Source organism: Pseudomonas entomophila, assembly GCF_023277925.1.
Classification (GTDB): Bacteria; Pseudomonadota; Gammaproteobacteria; order Pseudomonadales; family Pseudomonadaceae; genus Aquipseudomonas; species Aquipseudomonas entomophila_D.
On the sequence record NZ_CP063832.1, the window covers coordinates 694,946 to 721,162 of the forward strand.

The 26,217-nt window shown below is 64.5% G+C and carries 26 protein-coding genes and 1 pseudogene; 13 read left to right on the forward strand and 14 right to left on the reverse strand.

All coding sequences use genetic code 11. The features are described 5' to 3' along the window. Positions 1–1,293 carry a leucine-rich repeat-containing protein kinase family protein gene (locus IM733_RS03105; protein ID WP_248919482.1) on the reverse strand — a complete coding sequence of 431 codons (1,293 nt, stop codon included), beginning with the start codon at positions 1,291–1,293 and terminating at the stop codon, positions 1–3. Between the two features lie 154 nt (positions 1,294–1,447). Between IM733_RS03105 and IM733_RS03110 the strand changes: the two genes are divergently transcribed. Beyond that, complete coding sequence (locus IM733_RS03110) at positions 1,448–3,337, forward strand: propionyl-CoA synthetase (protein ID WP_248919483.1); 1,890 nt, start codon at positions 1,448–1,450, stop codon at positions 3,335–3,337. 132 nt (positions 3,338–3,469) lie between these two features. Here the strand turns inward: IM733_RS03110 and zapE are convergent, their stop codons facing one another. From zapE to IM733_RS03125, 3 genes are all read right to left on the reverse strand, one after another. Beyond that, positions 3,470–4,543, reverse strand: coding sequence for a cell division protein ZapE (gene zapE, locus IM733_RS03115; protein ID WP_248919484.1), 1,074 nt, complete (start codon positions 4,541–4,543; stop codon positions 3,470–3,472). Positions 4,544–4,660: 117 nt separating this feature from the next. Next, positions 4,661–4,903 carry a hypothetical protein gene (locus tag IM733_RS03120; RefSeq protein WP_248919485.1) on the reverse strand — a complete coding sequence of 81 codons (243 nt, stop codon included), beginning with the start codon at positions 4,901–4,903 and terminating at the stop codon, positions 4,661–4,663. Between the two features lie 101 nt (positions 4,904–5,004). Continuing rightward, the gene (locus IM733_RS03125; protein ID WP_248919486.1) at positions 5,005–5,916 is read right to left on the reverse strand and encodes an AraC family transcriptional regulator; all 912 of its coding nucleotides are present in this window, start codon (positions 5,914–5,916) and stop codon (positions 5,005–5,007) included. Between the two features lie 102 nt (positions 5,917–6,018). On the opposite strand from IM733_RS03125, the gene IM733_RS03130 reads away from it, so the two are divergent. From IM733_RS03130 to IM733_RS03150, 5 genes are read left to right on the forward strand one after another with little or no spacing between them, the layout of a single operon-like run. Further along, positions 6,019–6,579, forward strand: a complete 561-nt coding sequence (locus IM733_RS03130) for a carboxymuconolactone decarboxylase family protein (protein WP_248919487.1) — start codon at positions 6,019–6,021, stop codon at positions 6,577–6,579. A gap of 49 nt (positions 6,580–6,628) precedes the next feature. After that, a complete protein-coding gene (locus IM733_RS03135; protein WP_248919488.1) occupies positions 6,629–7,693 on the forward strand; it encodes an acyl-CoA dehydrogenase family protein in 1,065 nt (354 codons plus the stop codon). Then, positions 7,690–8,511, forward strand: a complete 822-nt coding sequence (locus IM733_RS03140) for an ABC transporter ATP-binding protein (RefSeq protein ID WP_248919489.1) — start codon at positions 7,690–7,692, stop codon at positions 8,509–8,511. The genes IM733_RS03135 and IM733_RS03140 overlap by 4 nt, the downstream gene beginning before the upstream one ends. Continuing rightward, positions 8,498–9,703: an ABC transporter substrate-binding protein gene (locus IM733_RS03145; protein WP_248919490.1), complete on the forward strand. Its 1,206-nt coding sequence runs from the start codon at positions 8,498–8,500 to the stop codon at positions 9,701–9,703. Before IM733_RS03140 ends, IM733_RS03145 begins: the two co-directional genes overlap by 14 nt. After that, complete coding sequence (locus IM733_RS03150; RefSeq protein ID WP_248919491.1) at positions 9,703–10,458, forward strand: ABC transporter permease; 756 nt, start codon at positions 9,703–9,705, stop codon at positions 10,456–10,458. The genes IM733_RS03145 and IM733_RS03150 overlap by 1 nt, the downstream gene beginning before the upstream one ends. A 131-nt stretch (positions 10,459–10,589) precedes the next feature. Here the strand turns inward: IM733_RS03150 and IM733_RS03155 are convergent, their stop codons facing one another. Then, a complete protein-coding gene (locus tag IM733_RS03155; RefSeq protein ID WP_248919492.1) occupies positions 10,590–11,276 on the reverse strand; it encodes a GNAT family N-acetyltransferase in 687 nt (228 codons plus the stop codon). 138 nt (positions 11,277–11,414) lie between these two features. After that, complete coding sequence (gene argC, locus IM733_RS03160; protein ID WP_248919493.1) at positions 11,415–12,341, reverse strand: N-acetyl-gamma-glutamyl-phosphate reductase; 927 nt, start codon at positions 12,339–12,341, stop codon at positions 11,415–11,417. Positions 12,342–12,499: 158 nt separating this feature from the next. Here argC and IM733_RS03165 point away from each other — a divergent pair, with 158 nt between their 5' ends. After that, positions 12,500–13,381: a LysR family transcriptional regulator gene (locus IM733_RS03165; RefSeq protein ID WP_248919494.1), complete on the forward strand. Its 882-nt coding sequence runs from the start codon at positions 12,500–12,502 to the stop codon at positions 13,379–13,381. A gap of 91 nt (positions 13,382–13,472) precedes the next feature. Here IM733_RS03165 and IM733_RS03170 read toward each other — a convergent pair. After that, a pseudogene (locus IM733_RS03170) lies at positions 13,473–13,574 on the reverse strand (4-oxalocrotonate tautomerase); the annotation flags it as partial. 185 nt (positions 13,575–13,759) lie between these two features. Here IM733_RS03170 and IM733_RS03175 point away from each other — a divergent pair. After that, entirely contained in the window at positions 13,760–14,458 is a 699-nt protein-coding gene (locus IM733_RS03175; protein ID WP_248919495.1) for an MOSC domain-containing protein, read from the forward strand. A gap of 42 nt (positions 14,459–14,500) precedes the next feature. Then, on the forward strand, positions 14,501–15,436 hold the full coding sequence (locus IM733_RS03180; protein WP_248919496.1) for a 5'-nucleotidase: 936 nt from the start codon (positions 14,501–14,503) through the stop codon (positions 15,434–15,436). Positions 15,437–15,535: 99 nt separating this feature from the next. Here IM733_RS03180 and IM733_RS03185 read toward each other — a convergent pair whose 3' ends face one another. Together IM733_RS03185 and IM733_RS03190 are read right to left on the reverse strand one after the other, a co-directional pair. After that, complete coding sequence (locus tag IM733_RS03185) at positions 15,536–16,186, reverse strand: TIGR04211 family SH3 domain-containing protein (protein ID WP_248919497.1); 651 nt, start codon at positions 16,184–16,186, stop codon at positions 15,536–15,538. 197 nt (positions 16,187–16,383) lie between these two features. Continuing rightward, positions 16,384–16,551 carry a DUF6026 family protein gene (locus IM733_RS03190; RefSeq protein WP_248919498.1) on the reverse strand — a complete coding sequence of 56 codons (168 nt, stop codon included), beginning with the start codon at positions 16,549–16,551 and terminating at the stop codon, positions 16,384–16,386. A gap of 197 nt (positions 16,552–16,748) precedes the next feature. Between IM733_RS03190 and gnd the strand changes: the two genes are divergently transcribed. From gnd to IM733_RS03205, 3 genes are all read left to right on the forward strand, one after another. Then, positions 16,749–17,732 carry a phosphogluconate dehydrogenase (NAD(+)-dependent, decarboxylating) gene (gene gnd / locus IM733_RS03195; RefSeq protein ID WP_248919499.1) on the forward strand — a complete coding sequence of 328 codons (984 nt, stop codon included), beginning with the start codon at positions 16,749–16,751 and terminating at the stop codon, positions 17,730–17,732. Next, positions 17,729–19,225 carry a glucose-6-phosphate dehydrogenase gene (gene zwf / locus IM733_RS03200; RefSeq protein WP_248919500.1) on the forward strand — a complete coding sequence of 499 codons (1,497 nt, stop codon included), beginning with the start codon at positions 17,729–17,731 and terminating at the stop codon, positions 19,223–19,225. Before gnd ends, zwf begins: the two co-directional genes overlap by 4 nt. Positions 19,226–19,385: 160 nt before the next feature. Beyond that, positions 19,386–21,179, forward strand: a complete 1,794-nt coding sequence (locus tag IM733_RS03205; RefSeq protein ID WP_248919501.1) for a glycoside hydrolase family 15 protein — start codon at positions 19,386–19,388, stop codon at positions 21,177–21,179. 48 nt (positions 21,180–21,227) lie between these two features. Here IM733_RS03205 and IM733_RS03210 read toward each other — a convergent pair whose 3' ends face one another. The 3 genes from IM733_RS03210 to glpT form a co-directional block, all read right to left on the reverse strand. Continuing rightward, entirely contained in the window at positions 21,228–22,361 is a 1,134-nt protein-coding gene (locus IM733_RS03210) for a hypothetical protein (RefSeq protein WP_248919502.1), read from the reverse strand. A gap of 2 nt (positions 22,362–22,363) precedes the next feature. Then, a complete protein-coding gene (locus IM733_RS03215) occupies positions 22,364–22,744 on the reverse strand; it encodes a hypothetical protein (RefSeq protein ID WP_248919503.1) in 381 nt (126 codons plus the stop codon). A gap of 413 nt (positions 22,745–23,157) precedes the next feature. Next, positions 23,158–24,510, reverse strand: a complete 1,353-nt coding sequence (glpT, locus tag IM733_RS03220) for a glycerol-3-phosphate transporter (protein ID WP_248919504.1) — start codon at positions 24,508–24,510, stop codon at positions 23,158–23,160. Positions 24,511–24,695: 185 nt separating this feature from the next. Between glpT and IM733_RS03225 the strand changes: the two genes are divergently transcribed. Further along, on the forward strand, positions 24,696–25,121 hold the full coding sequence (locus tag IM733_RS03225) for a GTP pyrophosphokinase (protein ID WP_248919505.1): 426 nt from the start codon (positions 24,696–24,698) through the stop codon (positions 25,119–25,121). Positions 25,122–25,127: 6 nt separating this feature from the next. Here IM733_RS03225 and IM733_RS03230 read toward each other — a convergent pair whose 3' ends face one another. Together IM733_RS03230 and IM733_RS03235 are read right to left on the reverse strand one after the other, a co-directional pair. After that, a complete protein-coding gene (locus IM733_RS03230; protein ID WP_248919506.1) occupies positions 25,128–25,817 on the reverse strand; it encodes an endonuclease in 690 nt (229 codons plus the stop codon). 6 nt (positions 25,818–25,823) lie between these two features. Next, positions 25,824–26,066, reverse strand: a complete 243-nt coding sequence (locus IM733_RS03235) for a DUF1654 domain-containing protein (RefSeq protein ID WP_248919507.1) — start codon at positions 26,064–26,066, stop codon at positions 25,824–25,826. Between the last annotated feature and the right edge of the window lie 151 nt (positions 26,067–26,217).

Sequence of the window (26,217 nt, forward strand, 5' to 3'; positions counted from 1 at the left end):
TCACCAGTTAGCGATCTCAAAGGTCAGTTCATTGAATCCTGGGCGTTCCAGAACCTTGGGGTGCTGACATTGTCTTGCCATTGCGAATAGGCGTGTATCGAATACTTGGAAGTGCGTCAACAGTTCTTCGACAAGGATACCGAATGCCCTTACTTCCATGCGTTCTAGCGCCTGTGCCCGAAGGCTGTTGTCCTGTGGATGGAACGAGGCGGCGCCGAAATCCCCCAGCAGGCATTGACCTTCCCCGTCGGAGAGGATGTTGTGGGCGTACAGGTCGCCATGGCTCAGACCGCGCCCATGCAGGTGCGCGCACACCGAGGCGATGCCGCTGGCCAGTCGAAGCACGCCCGTCAGGGGCAGCGCTATCGTTTTGGCATAGCGGTCGCGGGTGCAGCTGTCGAGGCTGGGTGGGCCGGCCAGGTTGCGCCAGTGCGGGGCGATCAGGTGCATCACCAGGGCAGGCAGCTGTTGTGGGTGATCATCGATACGGCCGGCCAGGCGCACCAGGTTCGGATGATCGCCGGCAGCGATGCAGGCGCTCATTTCCGCCAGGGGGGAGCCATCGCTGGTGAGCGCGCCCTTGTACAGCTTGACCGCCATCGACGCATCCTGGCCTTGACAGGTGGCGCGGTGGATCACGCCAGAGGCGCCCTGGCCCAATACGTGTTCGAGGTGAACATCCTGCCAGGCGATCCGTGGGCAGTGCCCTTCTGCGGTGGGCGCGACGAAGCCCTCCGGCATCGGGTTGTCGGCATAGGCCAGCCAAGCCAGGCTGGGCATGCGCAGCAGCCAGTCGGGCAGGGCCGGCAAGCGATTGCTGGCGATGCGCAGCAGTTCAAGCCGTTCGCAACGGGCGAGGCCCTCGGGCAGGGCGGTGAGGCGGTTGCCGGCGAGCATCAGCTTTTGCAGCCAGGCGCAGTCGCCCAAGGCCTCCGGCAGCGTTTCCAATGCGTTTTCGGTAAGGATCAGTGCCCGCAGGCTGGCAGGCAGCGCTTGGGCGGTAACGAGCTGGATCCGGTTGTCGCGAAAACCCACCGTTTCGAGGTTCGCGCAACGTCCCAGCGCCTTTGGTAACTCGGTAAAGCGATTGCCGGAGCAGAACAGCACTTTCAACCGTGTCAGGCGGTGCAGGTCGTCAGGCAATTCGCTCAGTGCGTTGTTGCTGAGGTTAAGCACTTCCAGGCTGTCGGCCAGCGTGAAGATCTCATGGGGAAACGTGGTGAGGCCTTGTTCAAGGTCAAGGCGGGTGATGCCGCGCAGGCGGCCGGCGCGCAGGTCGTCGAGGTTGTGCATGGAACGGGTCTGGAGTCGGCGGGCAGCCATTCTAGCCAGATGGCCACTGCAAATCTGCATATGGGTTGCGACTTAAGTCAAATGGCAGGCTGCAGGCACCGGTCCATACTCAGATTTCGCCCTTCTATAACAACAAGTACCGGGTTGCGAACCAATGACCTACCAGCACAGCTACGCCCGCTCCATCAGCGATCCCGCCGCCTTCTGGCAAGCCCAGGCCGAACAGCTTGCCTGGCACCGCAAACCCTCGCTCACCTTGCAGGACAACCCCGACGGTACCCACCGCTGGTTTGCCGATGGCCGGCTGAACAGCTGCCACCTGGCCCTCGACCACCAGATCGATCAGGGGCGTGGCGAGCAGTTGGCGCTGATCTACGACTCGCCGGTGACCGGCGTGCAGCAGGCGTTCACCTACAACCAGTTGCGGGACGAAGTCGCGCGCCTGGCTGGCTTGTTGCGCTCGCTGGGTGTGAACAAGGGCGATGGGGTGATCATCTACATGCCCATGGTGCCCCAGGCGGCGATGGCCATGCTCGCCTGCGCGCGGATCGGCGCGGTGCACTCGGTGGTGTTTGGTGGCTTTGCCGCCAACGAGCTGGCCCTGCGCATCGACGATGCGCGGCCTACGTTGTTGCTCACGGCCTCCTGCGGGCTGGAGTTCGACCGGGTCATCGAATACAAGCCACTGGTCGATCGTGCCCTACAACTGGCCCGGCACCAGCCGCGGCATGTGCTGGTGCTGCAGCGTCCACAGGCAAAGGCCCAGTTGCAAGCGGGCCGCGACCTGGACTGGGCGTCGGCCTTGGCGGGCGTCGCGCCGGTTGCCCCGGTGGAACTGGACGCGGGCGACCCGCTGTACATCATGTATACCTCCGGCACCACCGGCAAACCCAAGGGCATCGTGCGTGAGAACGGCGGCAACGCCGTGGCCCTGTGCTACGCCATGCGCCATGTCTATGGCATGCAGGCGGGCGATGTGTGGTGGGGGATTTCCGATGTGGGCTGGGTGGTCGGCCATTCGCTGATCGTCTACGGGCCGCTGATGAGCGGCTGCACCACGGTGTTCTACGAAGGCAAGCCGATCCGCACCCCGGACGCCTCGGCCTATTGGCGGGTGGTGGAGCAGTACAAGGTCAATGGCGTGTTCTGCGCGCCCACCGCGATGCGTGCGATCCGCAAGGAAGACCCGGAAGGTGAGCTGATCCGCCGCCACGACCTGGGGTCGCTGCGCCAGTTGTTCCTGGCGGGCGAGAAGCTCGATTCCAGCACCCATGAATGGCTGGAGCGCGTCAGCGGCAAGCCGGTGCACGACCATTGGTGGCAGACCGAGACCGGTTGGCCGGTAACCGCGCCCTGCGTGGGGTTGGAGGGCAGTGCCGCCCGGCCAGGGTCGAGCAACCGTGCGGTGCCGGGGTACAACGTGCAGGTGTTGGATGACGAGGGCAAGCTTCTAGGGCCTAACCAGCAGGGGGCCATCGTGATCGCCTTGCCGCTGCCGCCCGGTTGCAGCCAGACGCTCTGGGGCGATCACCAACGCTATCTGGACGCCTACCTGCGCACCTATCCGGGCTATTACCACACCGGCGACGGTGGTTACCTGGATGACGACGGCTTCGTCTACATCATGGGGCGCACCGATGACGTGATAAATGTCTCCGGCCATCGCCTGTCCACGGGCGAGATGGAGGACCTGGTGGCGCGTCATCCGGCGGTGGCCGAATGCGCGGTGATCGGCGTGCATGACGAAATCAAGGGGCAGGTGCCGCTGGCGCTGGTGGTGCTCAAGGACGGGCAAGGCATCAGCGAGGCACAGTTGCAGGGCGAACTGGTGGCCAGTGTGCGCGAGCAGATCGGCGCGTTGGCCTGCTTCAACCGCGTGCGGCGGGTCAAGCGCCTGCCCAAGACCCGCTCGGGCAAGATTCTGCGGGCGGTGCTGCGCAAAATTGCCGACGGGCAGGACTACGTAGCGCCCTCGACCCTCGACGATCCGGCGGTGCTGGGGGAGATCGAAGGGGTGCTGGCGGATTTGCCCAGGGCGGGTTGAACCCATTGACCTGACACGGCCTCTGTAGGAGCGGCTTCAGCCGCGATCTCCCGCGAAGCGGGTGCCAGGCACCGCGATGCCTGCATCGCGGCTGAAGCCGCTCCTACAGGGATGGATTGCCCCGCGGTATCGTCAGGCCGGGCCAATCCGATGCAGCTGCCCCAGTCGGCTTCGTGTACGCATCAAATCGGCGAGCGCCCCGCCAAGGCTCTGCTCCAGCGGCCGCTGGCCGATCACAGTTACCCGGCAGTCCTGGTCATACAGCACATCCACCAGGTTGACGAACCGCTGTTGCGCGGCGAGCGAGCACTCGGCCAGGTCGTCCAGGCCATCGATGATCCAGTGCTCGAAACGTTCGGCCAGCGCCAGATAGTCGATCACTGCGGTGGGCTGTTCGCACAGGTCATCGAAGGCGAACATCACCTGCCGATCTTCGCAGGCCAAGGCGCGCAGCGGCCGCTTGTTGATGTCCAGCAGGCATGGCGTAGTTGTCGGCAGCGCCAGCGCCTGGCGCTGTTGCGCGGAGCCAGGCCATACGTAATGCCCCCGGGTGAAGCGCTGCTGCTCACGGTTGGCCGGCAGGCTGCGAAAATCCGTGTCGCCCCCGACTTCAAGTACCTGCATGCGGCTGTTGATCAGGCGGATCACCGGCAGGAAGCGTTCGTGGTACAGCGGGTTCGGCAGCAGCCCTTCGGGGGCGTAGTTGGAGGTCACCAGCAGGTGTACGCCGCGTTGGAACAGGGTGCTGAACAGCCGGGTGAGGAGCATGGCATCGCCGATGTCGTGCACATGGAACTCATCGAAGCACAGCACCTGGCAATCGCCCAGCAGCACGTCGAGGGTCGCCCCCAACGCATCGTCCAGTGCCCGGTGATGGTGCATGCCCTGGTGCAGGCGGGCGAAGAAGTCATGGAAATGCAGGCGTCGCTTGGCAGGCGTGGGCACGGCCTGGAAGAAACCGTCGAGCAGCCAGCTCTTGCCGCGCCCCACCGCGCCATGCAGATACAGGCTGCGCGGCTCACCCGTGTCGAGCGTGGCCAGTGTGCGGGCCATGGCTTCGATCACCCGCTTCTGGCTGTCGCTCAGGGTGTAGCCATGCTCGATCGCCTTTTGCTGGAAGTGGCCTGGCAGCGCGCTGTCCCCGACGGGTTCGCTGCGCAGGCGCTGGCTGAGTTGGCGCAGTGGAGCGGGAATCCAGGTGGACAAGGGGCAGGTTCCTCGAACAGGGACGGGCAGGGCGCAGCTTGCGCGAGCGCGGGCATTTTGACCAATCGAGAATGTGCCGGGCAATGATCGTGAAATGCGATAGGTAGGCGGCCCTTTTCAGCCCTTGTGTTCAAGCTGGCGCTCGATCATGTACTTGATCGCCAGGCGGCGCTCCTTGAGGTGGCGCAGGTCGTCATCGACGAAGTTGCCCGCCGAGATCGATTCGGCGGCCAGCACCTGGTTGTCGATGTCGATGTACTCGTCCAGCAGGCGGTCGAGTTGCGGGTCCTGTTGGCGGCGTTGCTGGACGATTTCGCGGGGGTAGTGCAGGTCCTGGTAGAGGTCATGGGAAACTGGCATGGCGCCCTCCTTGTGATGCGCAGATGGGGTCTATCTGATTGGAAGGGGGGAATGCGATTGCGTTGAGGCGCGTCGGGGGAAAAGCGACGAGTGGTCAGCGCTCAGGGTTCATTGCGCTGCCTGCGATAAGCGCCCGGCTGCACCCCCACCGCCTTGGCAAACGCCCGCGTAAAAGCCGCCACCGATTGATACCCCACCTGCGCCCCCACCTGCTCGACGGTATTCCCCGCCTTGAGCAACTGGCAGGCATGGCGCATGCGCAGCGCCAGCAGCACCTGCCCCGGCGACTGCCCGGCCAGTTCGTTGAAGCGCTTGAAGAACGCCGAGCGTGAAAGCCCCGCGCAGGCTGCCATGCTCTCCAGCGTCCAGGCCTGCCCAGGCTGCTCGATCATCTGCTCCAGCAACCCGGCGAAGGCCGGCAGGCGGGCGAGGGCGACCAGGCCCCCGAGCGAGGGCCCTTCATGCACCTGCCGGCGCAGCACGTAGAGGAACAACAGGTGAGTCAGCCGTTCGAGCAGCGTGGCCGACGGTTGAGGCGCGCGCCGACACTCCGCCAGGATCAGCTCGAACAGCGCCCGTGCCGCGCTCCCGGCCGGGTCTGCGGCACGGAGCAGGATCCAGCCCGGCAGCCCCTCGACGATCAGCGTCGAAAGCCCCGTCTGGAAATGGAAGAACCCGCACACCAGCCCCACGCCATCACCCGCTTCCAGATCCAGCCCCTGCATCGTCTGGCGTGGTTGTGCGCAGGCATCGGTTGCGTTGCGGTCACTAGACAGTCGATAGCCCAGGTCACGCAGCAGGAACACCGCGTCGCCGCTTTCCAGCCGCAGCGCCTCGGGCTGGCCATCGATGTGCAGCCAGCAATGCCCCTGCACCACGAGGTGGAAACTGGCCCGGCCCATGCCCTGGGTGCTGGCATGCCAGCCACCGCAGTAGCGGCCGACATGAAACAGGCTGGCGTCGAGCTCCAGGCCTTCTAATAACCAATCGACGAGGTGGCTGGATGAAATCATCTAATGCAAGGACTCTGGAGCAAGGAAAGGCGACTGATGAATATGGATGCTACTTCTTATAACCAACAGACTGTAGCGACCTACATCAAAGGAGACCACTCCATGTCCGCGCGCATCACTTTACACAGCCTGCAGACCGCCCCGGAAGCCGCGCGTCCGTTCCTCGAGAACGCGCAGAAGAACTCAGGCTTCATCCCCAACCTGCTGGGCATCCTGGCCAACGCCCCGGCCGCCCTGGAAACCTACGTCACGGTGTCGGCGCTCAATGGCAAGTCGCAGCTGACCCTGGCCGAGCGCGAAGTGGTGCAGTTGATTGCCGCCACCCAGCACGGCTGCGACTTCTGCGTGGCCGGCCACACAGCCGTGGCGCTGAACAAGGCCAAGTTGCCGCAAGAGGTGGTCGATGCGCTGCGCGCCCGTGGTGAATTGCCGGATGCCCGCTTCGAGACCCTGGCCGAGTTCGCCCGCGAAGTGATCGCCACCCGCGGCAATGTCAGCGATGCCACCTATCAGGCCTTCCGCGACGCTGGCTTCACCGAGGGCAATGCCCTGGAAGTGATCCTCGGTGTGAGCCTCGCAACCCTGTGCAACTTTGCTAATGTGTTCGCCCAGACGCCGCTCAACGACGAGCTGGGCAAGTACCGCTGGCAGCCTTCGGCGTAATAAACCACGCCCGGTGCCGGCGTGGCCGGCGTTTCAAAGGAGTAGGGACATGCTTGATTCCGCATTTCGCCACTGGCTGGATGCCAATGCCGAGGCCATCGATCAAGGCCGGTGCGACCCGCACCTGGTCCTGGCGCACATCGCCGAGTCGCAACTGTTGCGCGTCGGCGTCGACCCAGCCCTTGGCGGCTCGGGCGGCGACGTCACCGAGGCGGTGGAAGCCATTGCCGCCATCGCCAGCCGCTCGCTGGCCGCAGCCTTCGTCTGCTGGGGGCAGCGCGCCTTCATCGAATACCTGCTGCAAAGCCAGAACCTGGCCCTGCGCGAGCGCTTGATCCCCGACCTGCTCAAGGGCGAGCTGGCCGGCGCCACGGGGTTGTCCAACGCTATGAAGTTCCTGTCCGGCATCGAGGCCCTGCAAATACGCGGTCGGCCCGAGGCGGACGGCTGGACCCTGGAAGGCCGCTTGCACTGGGTGACCAACCTGCGCAAATGCGGCTTCGTGGTGGCCGCGGCCATCGAGGACGATGCCGGTGGCCCTCCGTTCGTGGTCGCGATTCCCTCCACCGCTACTGGCCTGGAGCGTTCCGACGACCTGCAACTGATGGGGCTGCAATCGAGCAACACCGCCGCACTGGCCTTCCACCAGGTGGGGCTGGCCCGCGACTGGCTACTGCACGACAATGCCCGCGAATTCCTGCCCAAGGTACGCCCGGCGTTCCTCGCATTGCAGTGCGGTATGGCCATCGGCCTGGCACGGCGCGCCCTGGACGAGGTACAGGAGCACCTGCAAGGCCGTGGCTCGTTCCTCGAAGAGGCCCGCCTGGTGCTCAAGGAGCGCCTGGAGAACACCGTCGGTGAACTCAAGCAGGGCCTGCTTGACGGCCGCTTCCTCAAGCAGCCGGCAGCCCTGTTCAAGCTGCGCATCACCCTCGCCGAAAGCGCCGCCGACGCCGTGCAACTGGAACTGCAGGCCAGCGGTGGCAAGGCTTACCTGACGGCCTATGGCGAAGGGTTCGCCCGCCGCTGGCGCGAGTCGGCGTTCGTGCCGATCGTCACCCCGAGCCTGGTGCAACTGCGCGCCGAGTTGCAACGCCAGGCGGCCACGGCATGAGTGAAGCGTTGCTCGAGGCCCGGGACATCAGCCTGGGCTACCCCCGCGAGGGTGGCTGGCAGGCGGTGCTGGCGCAGTTCGACCTGACTCTGGCCGCTGGCGAGGTGGTCACCATTCTCGGCCCCAGCGGGGTGGGCAAGTCCAGCCTGCTGCGGGTGCTGGCGGGTTTGCAGCAACCACGCGCGGGCATCGTCACGCTGCATGGCGAGGCGTTGCAGGGGCCGCACCCGCGCCTGGCGGTGGCGTTCCAGGACCCGAGCCTGCTGCCCTGGCTCAGCCTGGAGAAGAACGTCGCCTTTGGCCTGGATTTCGCCCGTCAGCCCAAGCTCTCGAGCAACGAGCGCCGCGTGCGGATCGACCATGCCATCGAAGCCGTCGGCCTGGCCCATGCGCGCGCTCAGTACCCAGCCCAGTTGTCCGGTGGCATGGCCCAGCGCACCGCGCTGGCCCGCTGCCTGGCCCGCCAACCTGAAGTGTTGCTGCTCGACGAGCCGTTCGGTGCGCTGGACGAGGTGACCCGTGCCGACATGCAGCAACTGCTGCTGCAACTGATCGCCACCCACAACACCGCTGCCGTGCTGATCACCCACGACATCGACGAAGCCCTGTTGTTGTCCGATCGCGTGCTGCTACTGGGCGACCACCCGGCGCGCACCCTCGGCCAGTGGCGTATCGACCTGCCGCAGCCGCGCGCACAGCGGGTCGAGGAGCTGGGCGCCTTACGTATCGACATCCTGAAAACCCTACGGCGGGCAAGCCGCGTAGCCGAACCCACTCCATCCCCCTTGCCCTCGGAGGCTGTCCATGTGCATGGATGACTGCTGTTCCTCGACGTCTCGTCGCGATTTCCTTAAGTTGAGCGCCATGCTCACCGCCGCCGGTGCGTTGCCGCTGCTGTCCAGCCTGCAGGCCCGCGCCGCCGCCGAACCGGATGCGCCGGTGCGCATCGGTTACCTGCCGATCACCGACGCCACGCCGCTGCTGGTGGCGCACAACAACGGCCTGTTCGAGGCCGAAGGCATCAAGGCCGAGCGCCCAGTGCTGTTGCGCAGTTGGGCCCAGGTGATCGAGGCGTTCATCTCCGGCCAGGTCAACGTGATCCACCTGCTGTCGCCGATGACCGTCTGGGCGCGCTACGGCAGCAAGGTGCCGGCCAAGGTCGTGGCCTGGAACCACGTCGGTGGCTCGGGCCTGACCGTGGCCCCGGACATCACCGACATGAAGCAGCTCGGCGGCAAGACCGTGGCCATCCCGTTCTGGTATTCGATCCACAACGTGGTGCTGCAACAGATGCTCGCCGACAACGGCCTGAAGGCGGTGTCCAAGCCTGCCACCGCGCAACTGGCCGCCAACGAAGTCAACTTGCTGGTACTGCCACCCTCGGACATGCCTCCGGCCCTGGCCAGCAAGCGCATCGCCGGCTACATCGTCGCCGAGCCGTTCAACGCCCTGGCCGAGAATCTCAAGGTCGGTCGTGTGCAGCGTTTCACCGGCGATGTCTGGCGCAACCATGCCTGCTGCGTGGTGTTCATGCATGAGCACGATCTCAACAATCGCCCCGAGTGGTCGCAGAAGGTGGTCAACGCCATCGTCAAGGCCCAGCAATGGACCCGCGAGCACCGCGCCGAGGCGGCCGCGTTGCTGTCCAAAGCTGGCCCCAACAAGTACACCCCACACGAGCCGGCGGTGCTCACCCGGGTGCTGGCACCGTCGGCCGACGACCGCGCGGGCTATATCGCTAGTGGCGCCATCCAGCACCAGCAGTGGGATGAAAAACGCATCGACTTCCAGCCGTACCCATACCCCAGCTACACCGAGGAGCTGGTCAAGCGCCTGAAGAACACGCTGATCGAAGGCGAGAACGGTTTCCTCGCCAATCTGGACCCGGCCCACGCCGCCCGCGACCTGGTCGACGACCGTTTCGTGCGCAACGCCATCGCTGCTGTCGGCGGCCCGGCGGCCTTCGGTATCGCCGAGAACTTCGAGCGTAGCGAGGAGTTCGCGGTCTGATGCGCAAGCACGTCGTACATGGCGCCCTGGGCCTGGCCGGCCTGGCAGCGCTGTTGTTGCTGTGGTGGCTGGGGGTGCGGGTGTTCGGCGAGGTTGACGGTTTGTCCGCGCGCTTTTCGCCCCAGGCCACCTTGCACAGCCTGGTGGAGCTGCTGGGGCAGGGCGAGGTGTACGGGCATGTCTGGGTGAGTCTCAAGCGCATCCTGGTCGGCCTGCTGCTGGCGCTGCTGATCGGTGTGCCGCTGGGGTTGCTGGTGGGCAGCTACCGGCACCTGGAGGCGGCGACCACGCCAGCGTTCCAGTTCCTGCGCATGATCTCGCCGCTGTCGTGGATGCCGGTGGTGGTGATGTTGATGGGTGTGGGCGATCAGCCGATCTACTTCCTGCTGGCGTTTGCCGCGCTGTGGCCGATCCTGCTCAACACGGCGGCGGGCGTGCGCCAGCTCGACCCACGCTGGCTGCAGTTGAGCCGTAGCCTCAGCGCCACGCGCTGGGAGACCTTGTGCAAGGTGATCGTCCCCGGGGTGATCGGCCATGTGCTGACCGGGGTACGCCTGGCCATCGGCATCCTGTGGATCGTGCTGGTGCCGTGCGAGATGCTCGGGGTGAGCGCGGGGCTGGGTTACTTCATTCTCGATACCCGGGATCGGCTGGCGTATTCCGAGCTGATGGCGATGGTACTGTTGATCGGCGTGCTCGGCTTCATGCTCGATGCGCTGGCACGCGGGCTGCACCGGCGTTGGGTGCATGCCTGAAAATGGCCGTGGGGCGCTTTGCGCCCCTTTCGCCGGCAAGGCCGGCTCCTACAGGTGTGGCGCTGGTCCTGCGGGCGACGCGGGCAAGGTAGGTGCCGGCTTTACCGGCGAATAGGCCGCGATGTTCTCTCTCAATGCCGCGTAAGCCTTTGCTTCACGCAAACCCTGGCCTGCTCTGCCAGCTCATCCAGCCGTGCGTCGCGCAGCTGCTCTGCCTCCACCATCGCCTCCTCACCCTGCTGCTTGAGCAGGTACGCATGGATCTGCCGCACTTCGACGGTCTGGTAGATCGGCGCGATGTCCAGCCGCCCGATCAGCGCCCCGCTGGCATGCCCGGTGCTGCTCATCAGTACCTGCGGCCCGGCGCTGGCCACCACTTGCAGACCCATGGCTTCGAACCACGGTACCTGTGCGGCGAAGGCGCTCAGCTCGACGCAGCTGTAACGCGCGCGCAGGTCGTCCAGCAGAGCGCGAGCGATGCCTTGGCGGCGATGCCGGGGATCCACGGCAAGATAGGCCAGGGCACAGGCTTGCGGGTTGTCTTGTGCCGGTAGCGCCAGGGCGAAGCCCAGCAGCTGGTCCGGGGCCTCGGCGTCCAGCGCCAGGGTCAGCTCCACGGCCAGGCCACGGGTGCCGTCCAGGGCCATCAGGTATTGGTGCACCTCCAACCCCACGCCGTACTGGTACAGCGGGTAGAGCGGGTTGTCCGCGCTGATGGCGACACTGCTGAGCTGGCCGACATGGTCGATCACCAGCTGGCGGATCTGGTTCTGGAAGGATTCGGGCGGCACGCCGTCGAGGCGGCGGAGGATGAACATCGCGGGCAGGGCTCCGGTTGGAACGTGACGAAGCTGCCATTCTACCCGCTATGTAGCCAGGTGTAGGAGCCGGCTTTGCCGGCGACGCAAGGCGCAGCCTTGCCCGCTGTCAAAGCGGCTCGCCAGCAAGGCTGGCGCCTACAGGGCGGCCAGCATCAGGTCGAGGTTCTGTACCGCAGCACCCGAGGCGCCCTTGCCCAGGTTGTCGAACACGGCGGTCAGCAGCACCTGGCCATGCTCGGGGTTGGCGTACAGGGCCAGGCGCAGGTCGTTGCTGTCGTTCAGCGCCTGTGGGTCCAGCGCGGTGGCCGGGCCGTGCTGATGCAGCGGCATGACCTGCACATGGCGGGCGCCCTGGTAGTGCTGTTCCAGGCAGGCCTGCAACTGTTCTGCTGCAACCCCCGGAAGCAGGCGCAACTGCAGCGGGATGCTCAGCACGATGCCCTGGCGGTAGGCGCCGTAGCCCGGCACGAACACCGGGCGCGCGCTGAGCCCGGCGTGCTGCTGGATCTCCGGCACATGCTTGTGCGCCAGCTCCAGGCCATACAACTGCAGCGTCGGCAGGTAGTCTTCGCTCGGCTGTTCATGGCGTTCGACTGCGGCGCGGCCGCCACCGGAGTAGCCGGAGATGGCGTGGATGCTCAGCGGGTAGTCCGCAGGCAGCAACCCAGCCTCGACCAGCGGGTGCAGCAAGGCGATGGCGCCGGTGGGGTAGCAGCCGGGGTTGCTCACCCGCTTGGCCTGGGCGATGCGCTCGGCTTGCTGGGCGTGCAGCTCCGGCAGGCCGTAGACCCAACCCGGGCTGGTACGGTGGGCGGAGCTGGCGTCGATCACCCGCACCGCCGGGTTGTGGATCGTCGCCACGGCGTCGCGGGCGGCGTCATCGGGCAGGCAGAGCAGGGCGATGTCGGCACTGTTGATGGCCTCGGCGCGGCGCGCCGGGTCCTTGCGGTCGGCGTCGGGCAGGGTAAGCAGGCGCAGGTCCTGGCGGCCGTTGAGGCGGGCGTGGATCTGCAGGCCGGTGGTGCCTTGGTCGCCGTCGATGAAGACGAGTGGCTGGTGCATGGCGGGTGTCCGTAGGGAAGGAGTAGGGAATATCCTCGCCTGCGGCTGGATGAAAGAAAATTTGCATATCATGATGTTCAAGTTCAGAAAAAATGAATAATTTTGAAACCGGCCCAGCCCTCTGTAGGCGCGGTGTCATTCACCAAACGCGAGACCCCATGCGAGAAATCAGCCTCGACCGCCTGCGCACCCTGGTGGTGATCGCCGACCTCGGCTCGTTCGCCGACGCTGCCCGCCAGCTCAACCTGGCGCCGCCGACCATCAGCCTGCATGTCGCCGAACTGGAGGCACGGATCGGCGCGCCATTGCTCACCCGTACCCGGGGCCAAGTGCGGCCCACCGCCGTCGGCGAGACGTTGCTGGCCCGCGCCCGACGTTTGCTGGCTGACGCCGACCAGGCGTTGGACGAGGTGCGTCGGCAGGTCGAGGGCCTGACCGGCCGGGTGCGTCTGGGCGCTTCGACCGGTGCCATCGCCCACTTGCTGCCCCAGGCTCTGGAAGCCTTGCGCGTGGATCACCCAGGGATCGACGTGCAGGTCCAGGTACTCACCTCGCAAGCTTCGCTGGCGCGCCTGCGCGAGGGCACCCTGGACATCGGCCTGGTGGCGTTGCCTCAGGTGGCGGGCAAAGGGCTGCAGGTCACCCCCTGGCGACGCGACCCGATCATGGCCTACGTACCCGCCGACTGGCGGCCACCGGCGCGGGTCACGCCGGGCTGGCTGGCCGGGCGGGCGTTGATCCTCAACGACAGCACCACGCAGTTGTCGCGGGTGACGTCGGAGTGGTTCGCGGCTGCCGGGCTGTACCCCGAGCCGCGCATCGAATTGAACTACAACGATGCGATCAAGAGCCTGGTGGCGGCAGGGTACGGGGCGACGCTGCTGCCCCAGGAGGGCGAGGTGCAGCAGCACAACCCGCGGATTGCGCAACGGCCGTTGCGGCCGGGGTTGTGGCGGCAGTTGGGGATCGCCTGCCGCGAAGGTGAGGTGGAACGGGCGACGGGCCATGTGCTGGCTGCACTGCAGAGGTTGCGCCAGTAGTCGTGGGTGCGGGCTTGCCCCGCGATGCACGTGCGCGGGGCATGGTAAGTGTTTGCGGGGCAAGCCCGCTCCCACAGAGGCCGGCACGCCGTCAGGTTGTTCGTTCACGCCGACGCAGCGCCGTCACCGTCTTGCCTAGCACTGCCCAGTTATCGGTGGGCACCGCTTCGATCACCACGAAGGTACTGGCCGGCCTGCCACGCGTTGCTCAAGGAGACGAAGGGAGCACAGGCCAAGGGTGACATGGAGACCTGCATGAGCCAGGCCGACCGTGCCAAGACCATTTACAACAAGGCGCGCGGCAAGTAGCCAACGGTAATTTCCGAAGGCGGTCAGGTCTCGTGTAAGCTCGCGCCCGACCTTCCACGAGACCGCCGCATGAACCCGACCCATCCGCGCCTCGACAGCCTGCTCACCGGCAGCGCCCGGCCGTTCACCCGCCCAGGCTCGCACAGCGCCATTGACAAGCACCCCCGCGAGGGCGCCTTGCACGTGACCTCCCTTGGTATCGCCGGGGATGAACAGGGCGACCTGCGTGTGCACGGTGGGGTCGACAAGGCCATCCATCACTATCCCCGCGACCACTATCCGGACTGGGCCGCCGAACTCGGCGATCACCCGTTGCTGGCCAAGCCAGGCGCCTTCGGCGAGAACTTCAGCAGCCATGGCTGGCGTGAAACCGACGTCTGCCTGGGCGACCGCATCCGTGTCGGTACGGCGCTGCTGGAGATCTCCCAGGGCCGCATGCCGTGCTGGAAACTCAACGATCGCTTCGACGTGGCGCAGATGGCGCTGCGGGTGCAGCAGAGCGGGCGTACCGGCTGGTACTACCGGGTGCTGGAAGAAGGGGTGTTGGCGGCGGGCGATACCCTGGAGCTGGTCGAGCGGCCCCATGGGCAATGGTCGGTGGCGCGCCTGTCGGCGGTACTGTTCGACAAGCGCCTGGAGCCCGAGCTGCTGCGCGAATGCCTTGAGCTACCGCTGGTACCGAGCTGGCGCCGCACCCTGGAAAAACGCCTGGAGCAGCACCAGGTCGAGGATTGGACATCGCGCCTGCAAGGCCGTACCGACGCCTGAGCCCAGGGTGTTTTCAACTGTTTTCATGACAAGGATTGCCCCATGCCTTTCGAACTGGATGACCGCCTGGTGATCGGAGTCGCTTCCAGCGCGGTGTTCGACCTGAGCGAGTCCGACGCGGTATTTCGCCGCGATGGCGAGGCCCAGTACCGCAAGTACCAGGAACAGCACCTCGACGTGCCCCTGGGCAAAGGTATCGCCTACCCGTTCATCAAGCGCCTGCTGGCCCTCAACGACCTGCGCGATGACCCGGAAGATCCGCTGGTGGAAGTGGTGCTGCTGTCGCAGAACGACCCGGACACCGGCTTGCGGGTGATGAAGACCATCGGCCATTACGGGCTGAACATGACCCGGGCCATCTTCACCCAGGGCCGCTCGCCCTACGAATACATCCCGGCGCTGAACATCGCGCTGTTCCTGTCCGCCGACAAGCAGCACGTCGACGCGGCAATCAAGGCCGGTTACCCGGCGGGGCAGGTGCTGGATTCGAAGTTCGATGACGATGAAAGCGACGACAACCTGCGCATCGCCTTCGACTTCGACGGCGTGTTGGCTGGAGACGAGTCGGAGGCGGTGATGCAATCGGGCGGGCTGGACAGCTTCCACGCCCACGAAGTGATGAATGTCGCCCAGCCACATAATCCGGGGCCGCTGAAGGAGTTCTTCGTGCGTATTGCGCGGATCCAGGCGGCGGAGGAGCAATACAAGCTCGAGCACCCCGGTTACGAGAACCGCTTGCGGGTGTCGATCGTCACCGCGCGCAACGCGCCATCCCATGAACGTGCGCTCAACACCCTGAAAAGCTGGGGAGTGATGGCCAACGACGCGTTCTTTCTCGGGGGCATCGAGAAGCGCCGGGTGTTGCAAGTACTCAAGCCACACATCTTCTTCGATGACCAGTCGGGGCACCTGAAGAGCACCAGCACCGTGGTGCCTTCGGTGCACATCCCCTTCGGCGTGACCAACCAATCACTGTAGGCGCCGGCCTTGCTGGCGAACCGAGCCAATCCCGATCTCTGGTCTGCGTGCGAAGTTGTTCGCCAGCAAGGCTGGCTCCTACAGGGGGCGTGCCTGGTTTCAGAACCAGCGATCGTTGCGCTTGCGGCCACGAGTCAGCGCCGGCAGGATCAACCCCACCAGTAGCCCGGCACCGGCGATGCTGCCGCCGTAGACCATGTAGCGCATCATCACCTGCTTGTTTTCGTCGCCCAGGCGCGCCTGGGTGTCGCGCAGGTTCGACTGGCTTTGTTCCAGTTGTTCGTTGAGTGCCTTGTTGCGAGTTTCCAGCTCGTCGATCAGCGCCTTGCGCGAATCAAGGGTTTCCTGCATGCCCTGCACACGGCTCTTCCAACTGTCATCGATGGTCTTGAGCTGGCCGGACAACTCCGCCACCTGAGCGTCGAGCTGTGGCAGGCGCTCGTTCTGCCCCGGTACCGCCTGCAGGTCGCTGGTGAGGATCCATACCAGGTCGCCGCTTTGCCCACGTACCTGGCTGTAGTTGCCCTGGGTGGTCTGCAGCGTGACCTTCTGCCCGGACTTGAGCGTGCCGACAATGCGGTGGCCATCGGTGGGGCCACTGCGCACATAGGTGCTCAGGCTGTCGCTGACCCAGCGCGCATCGCTGGCCGGTTCTTCGGCGTGGGCAGGCGCGGCCAGGGCGATCAGGGCGGCGATCAGGCCGCCGCGCAGGGCGGGCAGGGCGGAGGAGGCAGGCTGGTTTTCTGGCATGGTGATCTTCGCTGCAACAGGACAAGTAAAGGCCCGATGACTGGGCCGGCGATCCGGTCGGGTGGATTGACCGTCAGCGAAAGACCGCATTTTTGTAGGCAGGTTCACTGCTTGCGGTGGGGATTGTCTGCAGGATGTTGCTTGATGCGATGCATGCGGGGGCGCGGTGGGCGCCATCAAGCGCCCACGGCGGGGTATCAACGGGTGGCGGTCTTGCCATCCAGGCGGGCCTGCTCCAGCAGCAGGTTCAGTTGTGCGACCTGCTGGCGCAACTGGTCACGTTCATCCTTCAATTGGCGCAGTTCGTCACGGCGCACAGTCACGTAGAGGGTCTGGGTGGGAGTGGCAGGCATCAAGGTACCCATTGGCACACCTCGCTTGGCTGGTGACATTCAAAAGCGTAGACGCTTCAGGCGGCGCGCATTCTGAATTCTTTGCAGGCCCTTTGGAACTTTTTTGTTTATCGTTGTCACCCCGTTCGTCGGTGAACCCTCGAGCGGATCGCTGGACTAATCTGAAATCTTCAAATGTTGTCATCCAAATCCAAGGGGAGCGTCGCTACATGCAACTGGGAATCATCGGGCTGGGCCGCATGGGCGGCAATATCGCAAGGCGCCTGATGCGCGATGGCCATCGCACCGTGGTCCATGATCGCAGCCGCGAGGCTATCACCGCGTTGGAAGGCGAGGGCGCGCAAGGGGCCCACGACCTCGGCGCGCTGGTGCAGAAGCTCAAGGCGCCGCGCGCGGTGTGGGTGATGCTGCCCGCTGGCGAGCCTACCGAGCAGACCATCGCCCAACTGGCCGAGCTGCTCGAGCCGGGCGACGCGATCATCGATGGCGGCAACACCTTCTACAAGGATGACGTGCGCCGTGCCGCCGAGCTGGCCAAGCGCGGCCTGCACTACCTCGACGTCGGCACCTCTGGCGGCGTGTGGGGCCTGGACCGCGGCTATTGCATGATGATCGGTGGCGAGAAAGCGGTGTTCGAGCGTCTCGAACCCCTGTTCAAGACCCTGGCCCCCGGCGTAGGCGAAATCCCGCGCACCCAGGGCCGCACGGGCGAGCCCGAGCGTGCCGAGCACGGCTACATCCATGCCGGCCCGCCCGGTGCCGGCCACTACGTGAAAATGGTCCACAACGGCATCGAGTACGGCCTGATGCAGGCCTACGCAGAAGGCTTCGACCTGCTGCGCAGCAAGGGCGGCAACGAGCTGCCGGAAGACCAGCGCTTCGACCTCAACGTGGCGGAAATCGCCGAGGTGTGGCGCCGTGGCAGCGTGGTCACCTCCTGGCTGCTGGACCTGACCGCCGATGCGCTGGTCGCCGATCCGCAGCTCAGCGAATTCAGCGGTTCGGTCTCCGATAGCGGCGAAGGGCGCTGGACCATCGATGCCGCCGTCGAGCAGGCCGTACCGGTACCGGTGTTGTCCAGCGCGCTGTTCGCCCGCTTCCGTTCGCGCCAGCAACAGGGCACCTACGGCGACAAGATTCTCTCCGCCATGCGCCTGGGCTTTGGCGGCCACGTCGAGAAGAAGGGCGAATGACCAAGCAGACGACCCCTGCCGCGCCGCCTTGCACGCTGTTCCTGTTCGGCGCCAATGGCGACCTGGTCAAGCGCCTGCTGATGCCGGCGCTGTACAACCTGGCCCGCGATGGCCTGCTCGACCGCAACCTGCGTATCGTCGGGGTCGACCACAATCCCGCTAGCGCCGAAGCGTTCGCTGAACGCCTGCATGCCTTCATGCAGGAGCGCGACAAGGGGCATGAAGGTGATGAGCGCTGCTTCGATGCCGCGCTCTGGGAGCGCCTGGCCACGTGCATCGACTACCAGACGGGTGATTTTCTCGACCCCGAGACTTACAAGGCCTTGGCGGCGCGCATCGACGCGACCCGCCACGGCAATGCCATCTTCTACCTGGCCACCTCGCCACGCTTCTTCCCTGAGGTGGCCCAGCGCCTGGGCGCGGCCGGCCTGCTCGACGAGTCCGCTGGCGGTTTTCGCCGGGTGGTGGTGGAGAAGCCCTTCGGCACCGACCTGGCCAGCGCCGAGGCGCTCAACGCTTGCCTGCTCAAGGTGATGAGCGAGCGGCAGATCTACCGTATCGACCATTACCTCGGTAAAGAGACGGTACAGAACATCCTGGTCAGCCGTTTCTCCAACGGCCTGTTCGAGGCGTTCTGGAACAACCACTACATCGATCACGTGCAGATCACCGCCGCCGAGACCGTCGGCGTCGAGACCCGTGGCGCCTTCTACGACAGTACCGGCGCCCTGCGCGACATGGTGCCCAACCACCTGTTCCAGTTGCTGGCCATGGTGGCGATGGAGCCGCCGGCTGCGTTCGGCGCCGACGCCGTGCGTGGCGAAAAGGCCAAGGTGATCGGTGCCATCCGCCCCTGGTCGGCGAAGATGGCCTTGAAGAACTCCGTGCGCGGCCAGTACACCGCGGGCAAGCAACTGCCCGGCTACCGTGAAGAACCTAATGTCGACAAGGACAGCCAGACCGAAACCTATGTCGCGCTCAAGGTGATGATCGATAACTGGCGCTGGGCCGGGGTGCCGTTCTACCTGCGTACCGGCAAACGCATGAGCGTGCGCGACACCGAGATCGCCATCTGCTTCAAACCTGCGCCCTATGCCCAGTTCCGCGAAAGCGAGCTGGAGCGGCCCAAGCCCAACTACCTGAAGATCCAGATCCAGCCCAACGAGGGTATGTGGTTCGACCTGCAGGCCAAGCGTCCGGGGCCGGAACTGGTGATGGAGAATGTCGAGCTGGGGTTCGCCTACAAGGACTTCTTCAAGATGACCCCGGCGACCGGTTATGAAACCCTGATCTACGACTGCCTCACCGGCGACCAGACCTTGTTCCAGCGCGCAGACAACATCGAGAACGGCTGGCGCGCCGTGCAGCCGTTCCTCGATGCCTGGGCTGCCGAGGGCAGCGAGGTGCACGGTTATCCGGCAGGCGAAGATGGCCCGGAGGCTGGCAACGAGTTGCTGGCGCGCGACAAGCGGGAATGGCACAAGCTGGGTTGAAGTACCTGTTCGCCGGCAAGCCGGCTCCTACAAAGTGACGCGCAACCTGTAGGCGCCGGCTTGCCGGCGAACCGCGTTCAACCGCAACGCGGCTCGCTCAGCGGAACGCCTACCCAATCCACGCATCCAACACTCCGAGTGCCCGCCACCAGGAGCCCAGATGCCCGCCCTGATCGAAGACTACGCCCTCATCGGCAACTGCCGCAGCGCCGCCCTGATCAACCGCGACGGTGCCCTTGATTGGCTTTGCCTGCCGCGCTTCGATGCCCCGGCCGTGTTCGCCGCCCTGCTGGGCAACGAAGAAAACGGCCGCTGGCGGCTGGCCCCCAGCGACCCCGTCGAACACACCTCGCGTCAATACCTCGAAGACACCCTGGTACTGGAAACCAGCTGGACCACTGCCAGCGGCCATGCCCGGGTGCTCGACTGCATGCCCTTGGGCGATGGCAACGCGGTGCTGCGCATCGTCGAAGGCCTGGTCGGCGAAACCGCGTTCGAGATGGATTTGGTGCTGCGCTTCGACTACGGCCGCAGCGTGCCCTGGGTGGAAAAGCTCGACCCGCTGACCCTCAGCGCCGTCGCCGGCCCCGATCGCCTGATCCTGCGCGGTACCACCGAAACGCACGGCCGCGACCAACACAGCGTCACGCGGTTTCGCGTCCGCGCCGGCGAACGCCAGGTCTTCAGTCTCTGCCACCAGCCCTCGCACCTGCCTGTGCAGCCGGGCTTCGATGCCGACCACGCCCTGGCGCAGACCATCGAGCAGTGGCAGTCCTTCGCCGCCCGCTGCCCCGACATAGGCCCCCACACCGCCCTGGTGCGTCGCTCATTACTGACGCTCAAGGCCATGACCTACGCACCCACCGGCGGTATGGTCGCCGCCGTTACTACCTCGCTGCCCGAGCGGGTCGGCGGGGAGCGCAACTGGGACTACCGCTATTGCTGGTTGCGCGACGCCACCATGACCCTGCTGGCGTTCATGAGCCTCGGTTACTTCGACGAAGCCCAGGCCTGGCGCGAATGGTTGCTGCGCTCGGTGGCCGGCAACCCCGAGCAGATGCAGATCATGTATGGCCTGGCGGGGGAGCGCGACCTGCCCGAGTTCACCTTGCCCTGGCTGGCGGGCTACGAGCGCTCGCAGCCCGTGCGCGTGGGCAATGCCGCCTCCGCGCAGCGCCAGCTCGACATCTACGGCGAACTCGCCGATGCCATGGCCCAGGCGATCAAGGGTGGCCTGCCACGTCACCCGCGCAGCGCTGCCATCTCCCGGGCGATCCTGCCCTATGTGGAGCGCATCTGGCGCGAGCCCGACGAAGGCCTGTGGGAGGTGCGCGGTGGCCGCCAGCACTTCGTCCACTCCAAGGTCATGGCCTGGGTCGCCTTCGACCGCGCGGCGGGGCTGGCCGACACCACCGAGGACGGTCGCGAGCACAGCCGCCACTATCGCCAGGTGGCCGACGAGATTCATCGCGAGGTCTGCGCCCTTGGTCTGGACACCCAGGGCAGGTTCTTCGTGCAGGCCTACGGTTCGGCCGAACTCGACGCCAGTCTATTGCAGATCGCACTGACCGGGTTCCTGCCGGCCGATGATCCCAGGTTCCTGCACACCCTCGAGCAAATCGAGCGGCGGTTGCTACGCAACGGGCTGCTGCTGCGCTATGACAGCGACAGCTGCAGTGACGGCCTGACGCCGGGAGAGGGGACGTTTCTGGTGTGTTCGTTCTGGCTGGCGGATGTGTATGTGCTGTTGGGGCGGCGGGAGGAAGCGCAGGCGTTGTATGCGCGGTTGACGGGGTTGTGCAACGACGTCGGGTTGCTGGCCGAGCAGTACGACCCGGTGGGCAAGCGCATGCTGGGGAATTTTCCGCAGGCGTTCAGCCATGTCGGGATCATTAACACGGCGTTGAACCTGCACCGGGCACAGTGCCCGGTGCGGGATCGGGTAAAAATGTGATTGAGGCGTGCAGCGTTACGCTTGAAGCATGGAGTTGAAGCCAGACCTTCAGGTGAGGTTATCTGGGATGGCTTCGATATCACTGATTTCCAGAACGGCCTTGGCATGCTTGAGTCGGCCTGTGACGCTGATGCTCACTTCACTGGCAAAATGTTCGACGACGTCGTCGTACAAGGTATCGCTGAAGGCGCATTTGAGTTCGGTTTCCGCGTCGGGACGACTGCGAAGTATGAACGTGAGGTTATCCTTATCCAGCTCTCGAATCTTGCCGCTGGTCTTCATGAGCTGATGCCTTGATGTCTGATGCCGTGCCAGGGTTTCACTGATCAGCTTTCGATGGGCGCGGGTGAGGCGAAACACGTGATTGTTGCTGATCAACTGACCACGAAGTTCGGCAGACTCCACTTGGCCATGGGTGGGGGGCGTTAGGTCCTTGAGGGCCTCCAGTACGGACAGTTCGGGTTCGCCACCTGATTGGTCGACGAGCCAGCGTAACCCGTTTTCGAGTACCTGTGCACTTTGGGTATAAGTGCTGATGCCCGGAACTTGCAAGTCCAATTGCTCGGGGCTGGGTGTGGAGAAGGATACTTCGAAACTGTTGTAGGCAAATCGCGTTGCCGGAAGGTCATACGATTTCCTGAAGCTTTCTTCCGGCCTTCCCTGGGCAATGCTCTGGGTGATGGTTTCCAGGATTTTCTTCAACGCATTTGCAGGGCTGTTCACTGCGCGCGCAATGACACTGGCGGGGACCGAGCCCTCTTTCAATCCTTGCCCTATCAAGCGATACGATAGTAGCGGCATGTGCTCCGGGCAAAGCGTGGCGTGGGGCTCTGGTTTGAACTTGGCGGGTACTTCATCCAGGCTTTCGAGATGCCAGGCTCTTGACGGCGACATGTCATAGCGCAGGTCTACAGCCCAGAGCCAGCTCTGCTTGAGCAGGTCATGCACCGATTTATGTCCGCACTTCAACTGCTGGATCAGCAAGGCGCTGCTTGGGGTAACCAGGTAGCGAATCAGTTTATCGTCCCGGTCTTCCTTGCTTTCGTACCAAAAGCGCAGGAAGCCATCCTGGTCAAGGGTGGTGAAGATCTTGGGGCCATCGAACTCGTAAAGAACCTCTGCGATTTGCAGGTCTTCAAAAGGTTGGGTACTGATGGCGGGTGAGGTGATGGGCCACAGCATGTTCAGGCCTCCACTGCCTTGAAGAGCACGCTGCGCTCGAGATCTTTGCGCGGCCACCAAGTCATGTGCCGAGGATTGCTTTTAGTGGGGGTGTTCATGGTTTTGCCGTGACTAGGGTCAAGTTGGGCGGCAACGATATGTTCTCCAAGCGAGGGGAACAAGGATTGCTGATGGCTGCAACTGGCGAAGTCGGGAAATACGGAAAGCCCGTGACGTGTGCATGCAAGATCGCCAGTTGCATTGACTGCGCGGCCACGCTCCGCCTGTGAGAGGCAATCCTGTTGGTCCACGGGGTTGTTGGGGGAAACCATGTAAATAGTTCCAGAGCAGCTCACGGCATTTGGCAGCGGGCAGTTTTCGGGTAGCCCATCGGGGAAAATCATTGGTGCGTCCTTTCGTGTCTGGCAGTTTAGGTCTGTAGCAGCGGAGCGTCCATGCGGCTCGACTCGATGGTTGGAAGCGTTTCGCAGGGCGTACTGTGTGAAGCCTCTATCGTAGGTGGGAATCGATGAGCTTGGGAACTGAGTCCGAACTCATTTTCTGCTTTGTTTTCTGTGGTCAGTTTCCCAAATATTGAGGGTACAAGCGGTCGCTGGAGGATGGTTTAGCGTGGTTGTTTATGCGCAAGTTGCTGGCTGGCCCGCAACAGCCATGAACGCTCAGGCCGGCTCGCCGATGCATCACCAGTGCTGTCACATCCTTGCACCATCAGCGCCACGCGGCTGTTCCAGGCAACCTGAAAACACAAAGCCCGGGGCGAAACCCCGGGCTTTGTCATTTACACCTGCCCCATGTGTCAGGCCAGTGCTTCACGCTCGCTGCTGGCGACCTTGGTATGGCGCAAGGTCGGGATCAGGAAGGCGATGGCCAGCACGCAGGCGCTCACCAGCAGTACGAAGCCGCCGTCCCAGCCGAAGTGGTCGACGGTGTAGCCCATCGCCGCGCTCGCCGCGACCGAACCGCCGAGGTATCCGAACAGGCCGGTGAAGCCGGCCGCGGTGCCAGCGGCTTTCTTCGGTGCCAGCTCCAGCGCCTGCAGGCCGATCAGCATGACCGGCCCGTAGATCAGAAAACCGATGGAGAACAGCGCGATCATGTCGATGGTCGGGTTGCCCGGCGGGTTGAGCCAGTACACCAGGGTGGCGACGGTCACCAGCGCCATGAACACGATGCCGGTCAGGCCACGGTTGCCACGGAAGATCTTGTCGGACATCCAGCCGCACAGCAGGGTGCCGGGGATGCCGGCCCACTCATAGAAGAAGTACGCCCACGAGGTAGTATCGACGCTGAAGTGCTTGGCCTCTTTCAGGTAGGTCGGCGCCCAGTCCAGCACGCCGTAGCGCAGCAGGTAGACGAACACGTTGGCCAGGGCGATGTACCACAGCAGTTTGTTGCGCAGCACGTACTCGACGAAAATCTGCTTGGCGCTGAACTCCTGCTCGTGGCTCTCGTCGTAGCCTTCGGGGTAGTCGTTCTTGTACTGCTCAACCGGTGGCAAACCGACCGATTGCGGGGTGTCGCGCATCATGGCGAAGGCGAACACGGCCACCAGCACCGCCACGGCGGCAGGCACGTAGAAGGCCGCGTGCCAGTCGTTGGTCCAGCCCAGGCCCAGCAGGAACAGCGGGCCAATCAGGCCGCCGCCGACGTTGTGGGCGACGTTCCAAACCGACACCACACCGCCGCGTTCTTTCTGCGACCACCAGTGCACCATGGTTCGCCCGCTCGGTGGCCAGCCCATGCCCTGGGCCCAGCCGTTGATGAACAGCAGCACGAACATGATTGCCACGCTGGAGGTGGCCCAATGCGCGAAACCGAAAATGAACATCACCCCGGCCGAGATCAACAGGCCAAAAGGCAGGAAGTAGCGCGGGTTGGAACGGTCCGAGACCAGCCCCATGAGGAACTTGGACAGGCCGTAGGCAATGGCGATGGCCGAGATGGCCAGGCCCAGCTGGCCACGGGTATAGCCCTCTTCCTCGATGAGGTAGGGCATGGCCAGGGAGAAGTTCTTGCGCAGCAGGTAGTAGCCGGCATAGCCGAAGAAGATCCCGGCGAAGATCTGCCAGCGCAGGCGGCGGTACGTGCTGTCGACGCGCTCGTCGGGCAGCGGCGCCCGGTGCGGGGCAGGGCGGAAAAAGGCAAGCATCTGAAGCTCCAAGCTTGTTATAGGTATGCGAATGCGAATATTACATTTTCGTTACAGAAAAAATATCGCTTTTATTGTGTAGGCCTGTTGGTTTGTGAACCTTTTGCCGAGTGCAGGCCTGGCTGTCGCAGCGGTGAGGGCGCGGCTATGCTGTCTAGGGCGGGGGTTGAATGGGGGATCACTTCATGGCGACGCTGGAGCGGGCTATTGCGATGGCCATCAAGGCACATGAAGGGCAGTTCGACAAAGGCGGTGCGGCTTACATCCTTCATCCGTTGCGGGTGATGGAGCGGGTGATCACCCCGGAGCAACGTATCGTCGCAGTGCTGCACGATGTACTGGAAGATACGCCGCTCACGCTGTCCGACTTGGCCCGCGAGGGTTTCCCGCTGAAGATCCTCGCTGCACTGCTGGCCCTGAGCCGCCGCGAAGGCGAAAGTTACGAGGCGTTCGTCATCCGCCTGGGCGTCGACCCCCTGGCCCGCCAGGTCAAGCTGGCGGACCTGGCTGACAACAGCGACCTGTCGCGCATTGCCCACCCGGGCCCGGCGGACATGGCACGGCTTTCCCGCTACCGGCAAGCCAGCGCCTATCTGCAGACGCTGACCTGACAGCGCTCAACCGCAGGCCTTGAGGTTGACCGGGCCGACGAACTCGTTGCCGCGGCCCATCACGCAGGCCACCTGCTGGTTGCGCTGCAGCTCCCAGGCTTGTGGTGGGTAGGTCTTGTTCCAGGCCTCGAACAGCTGTCGGTCCTGCCTGGACAAGCGCAGGTCGTACTGCTTGCTCATATAGAAGTAGGTGCGCGCGATCATGCCGCGAATCGACGGGCGTGGCATCACCTTCTTGGCCTTGAAGTCGACCTGGGTCAGGCAACTGCCGTACTGGCCATGCTGCTCGGGCAACCAGCCAAAGCTGAAGTTGCTGCGATCGCCGTTGACCTCACCGATGCTCGGTACCAGGTTGTGCAGGTCAGCCTCGGCACGCTGGTAGACCTTATCGTTGCGCGAGCAGTTCTTGCGCCCGCCGTCCTGCCAGCACTGGCGCTGGTGGCCGATCTGCCAGGCCGGGACGATGTGTTCCCACTCGATGCGCGAGGCGCGGTTGAGGTTCTTGCGTGGTTCATAGCCACAGGAGGCCAGGTCGACCTTGTTGCCCTTGTACTTGCAGCCGCAGTAGAACTCGGTGGACTGCGGCGCGTACAGCTTCCAGGCGACCTTCTTGGCCTCCTGGAAGGTGCGTGGGGCGTCGGCGTGGGCGAAAGGGGTGATCAACAGCAGGCAGGCGGTGAAAAGTGAAGCTCTCATGCGCGGTCAATCTTCCTTCGGCACGGTCCAGAAAATCTGCACGCCACCATCGTCGCGATGGGCGAGGGTGACGTTATCGTTCTCGGCGATTTCCTCGAGCAAAGTTTCCCAGTCGTCGGGCGACTCGTGCTCCAGGCGGAAGATCAGCGCGGCGCGGCTGCGCTGGGCGATCGGGCTGTTGATGATCTTCTGGATGCGCTGACCCAGTTGCTCATAACTGCTTGGCGAGGCGGAAGAGGGGTTGGCCACGGGGCTGCTCCTTGTTTTGCTGTATGTGCATACAGTATTTGACTGTAGGCCATTTCGCAACATCAGGTAGGGCGAAAGCCCCATAAGACCGTGGTAGCGGGATTGGTTCCCTGGGAGGGGTGTTCGCCGGCCAGCCGGCTCCTACGGGTGT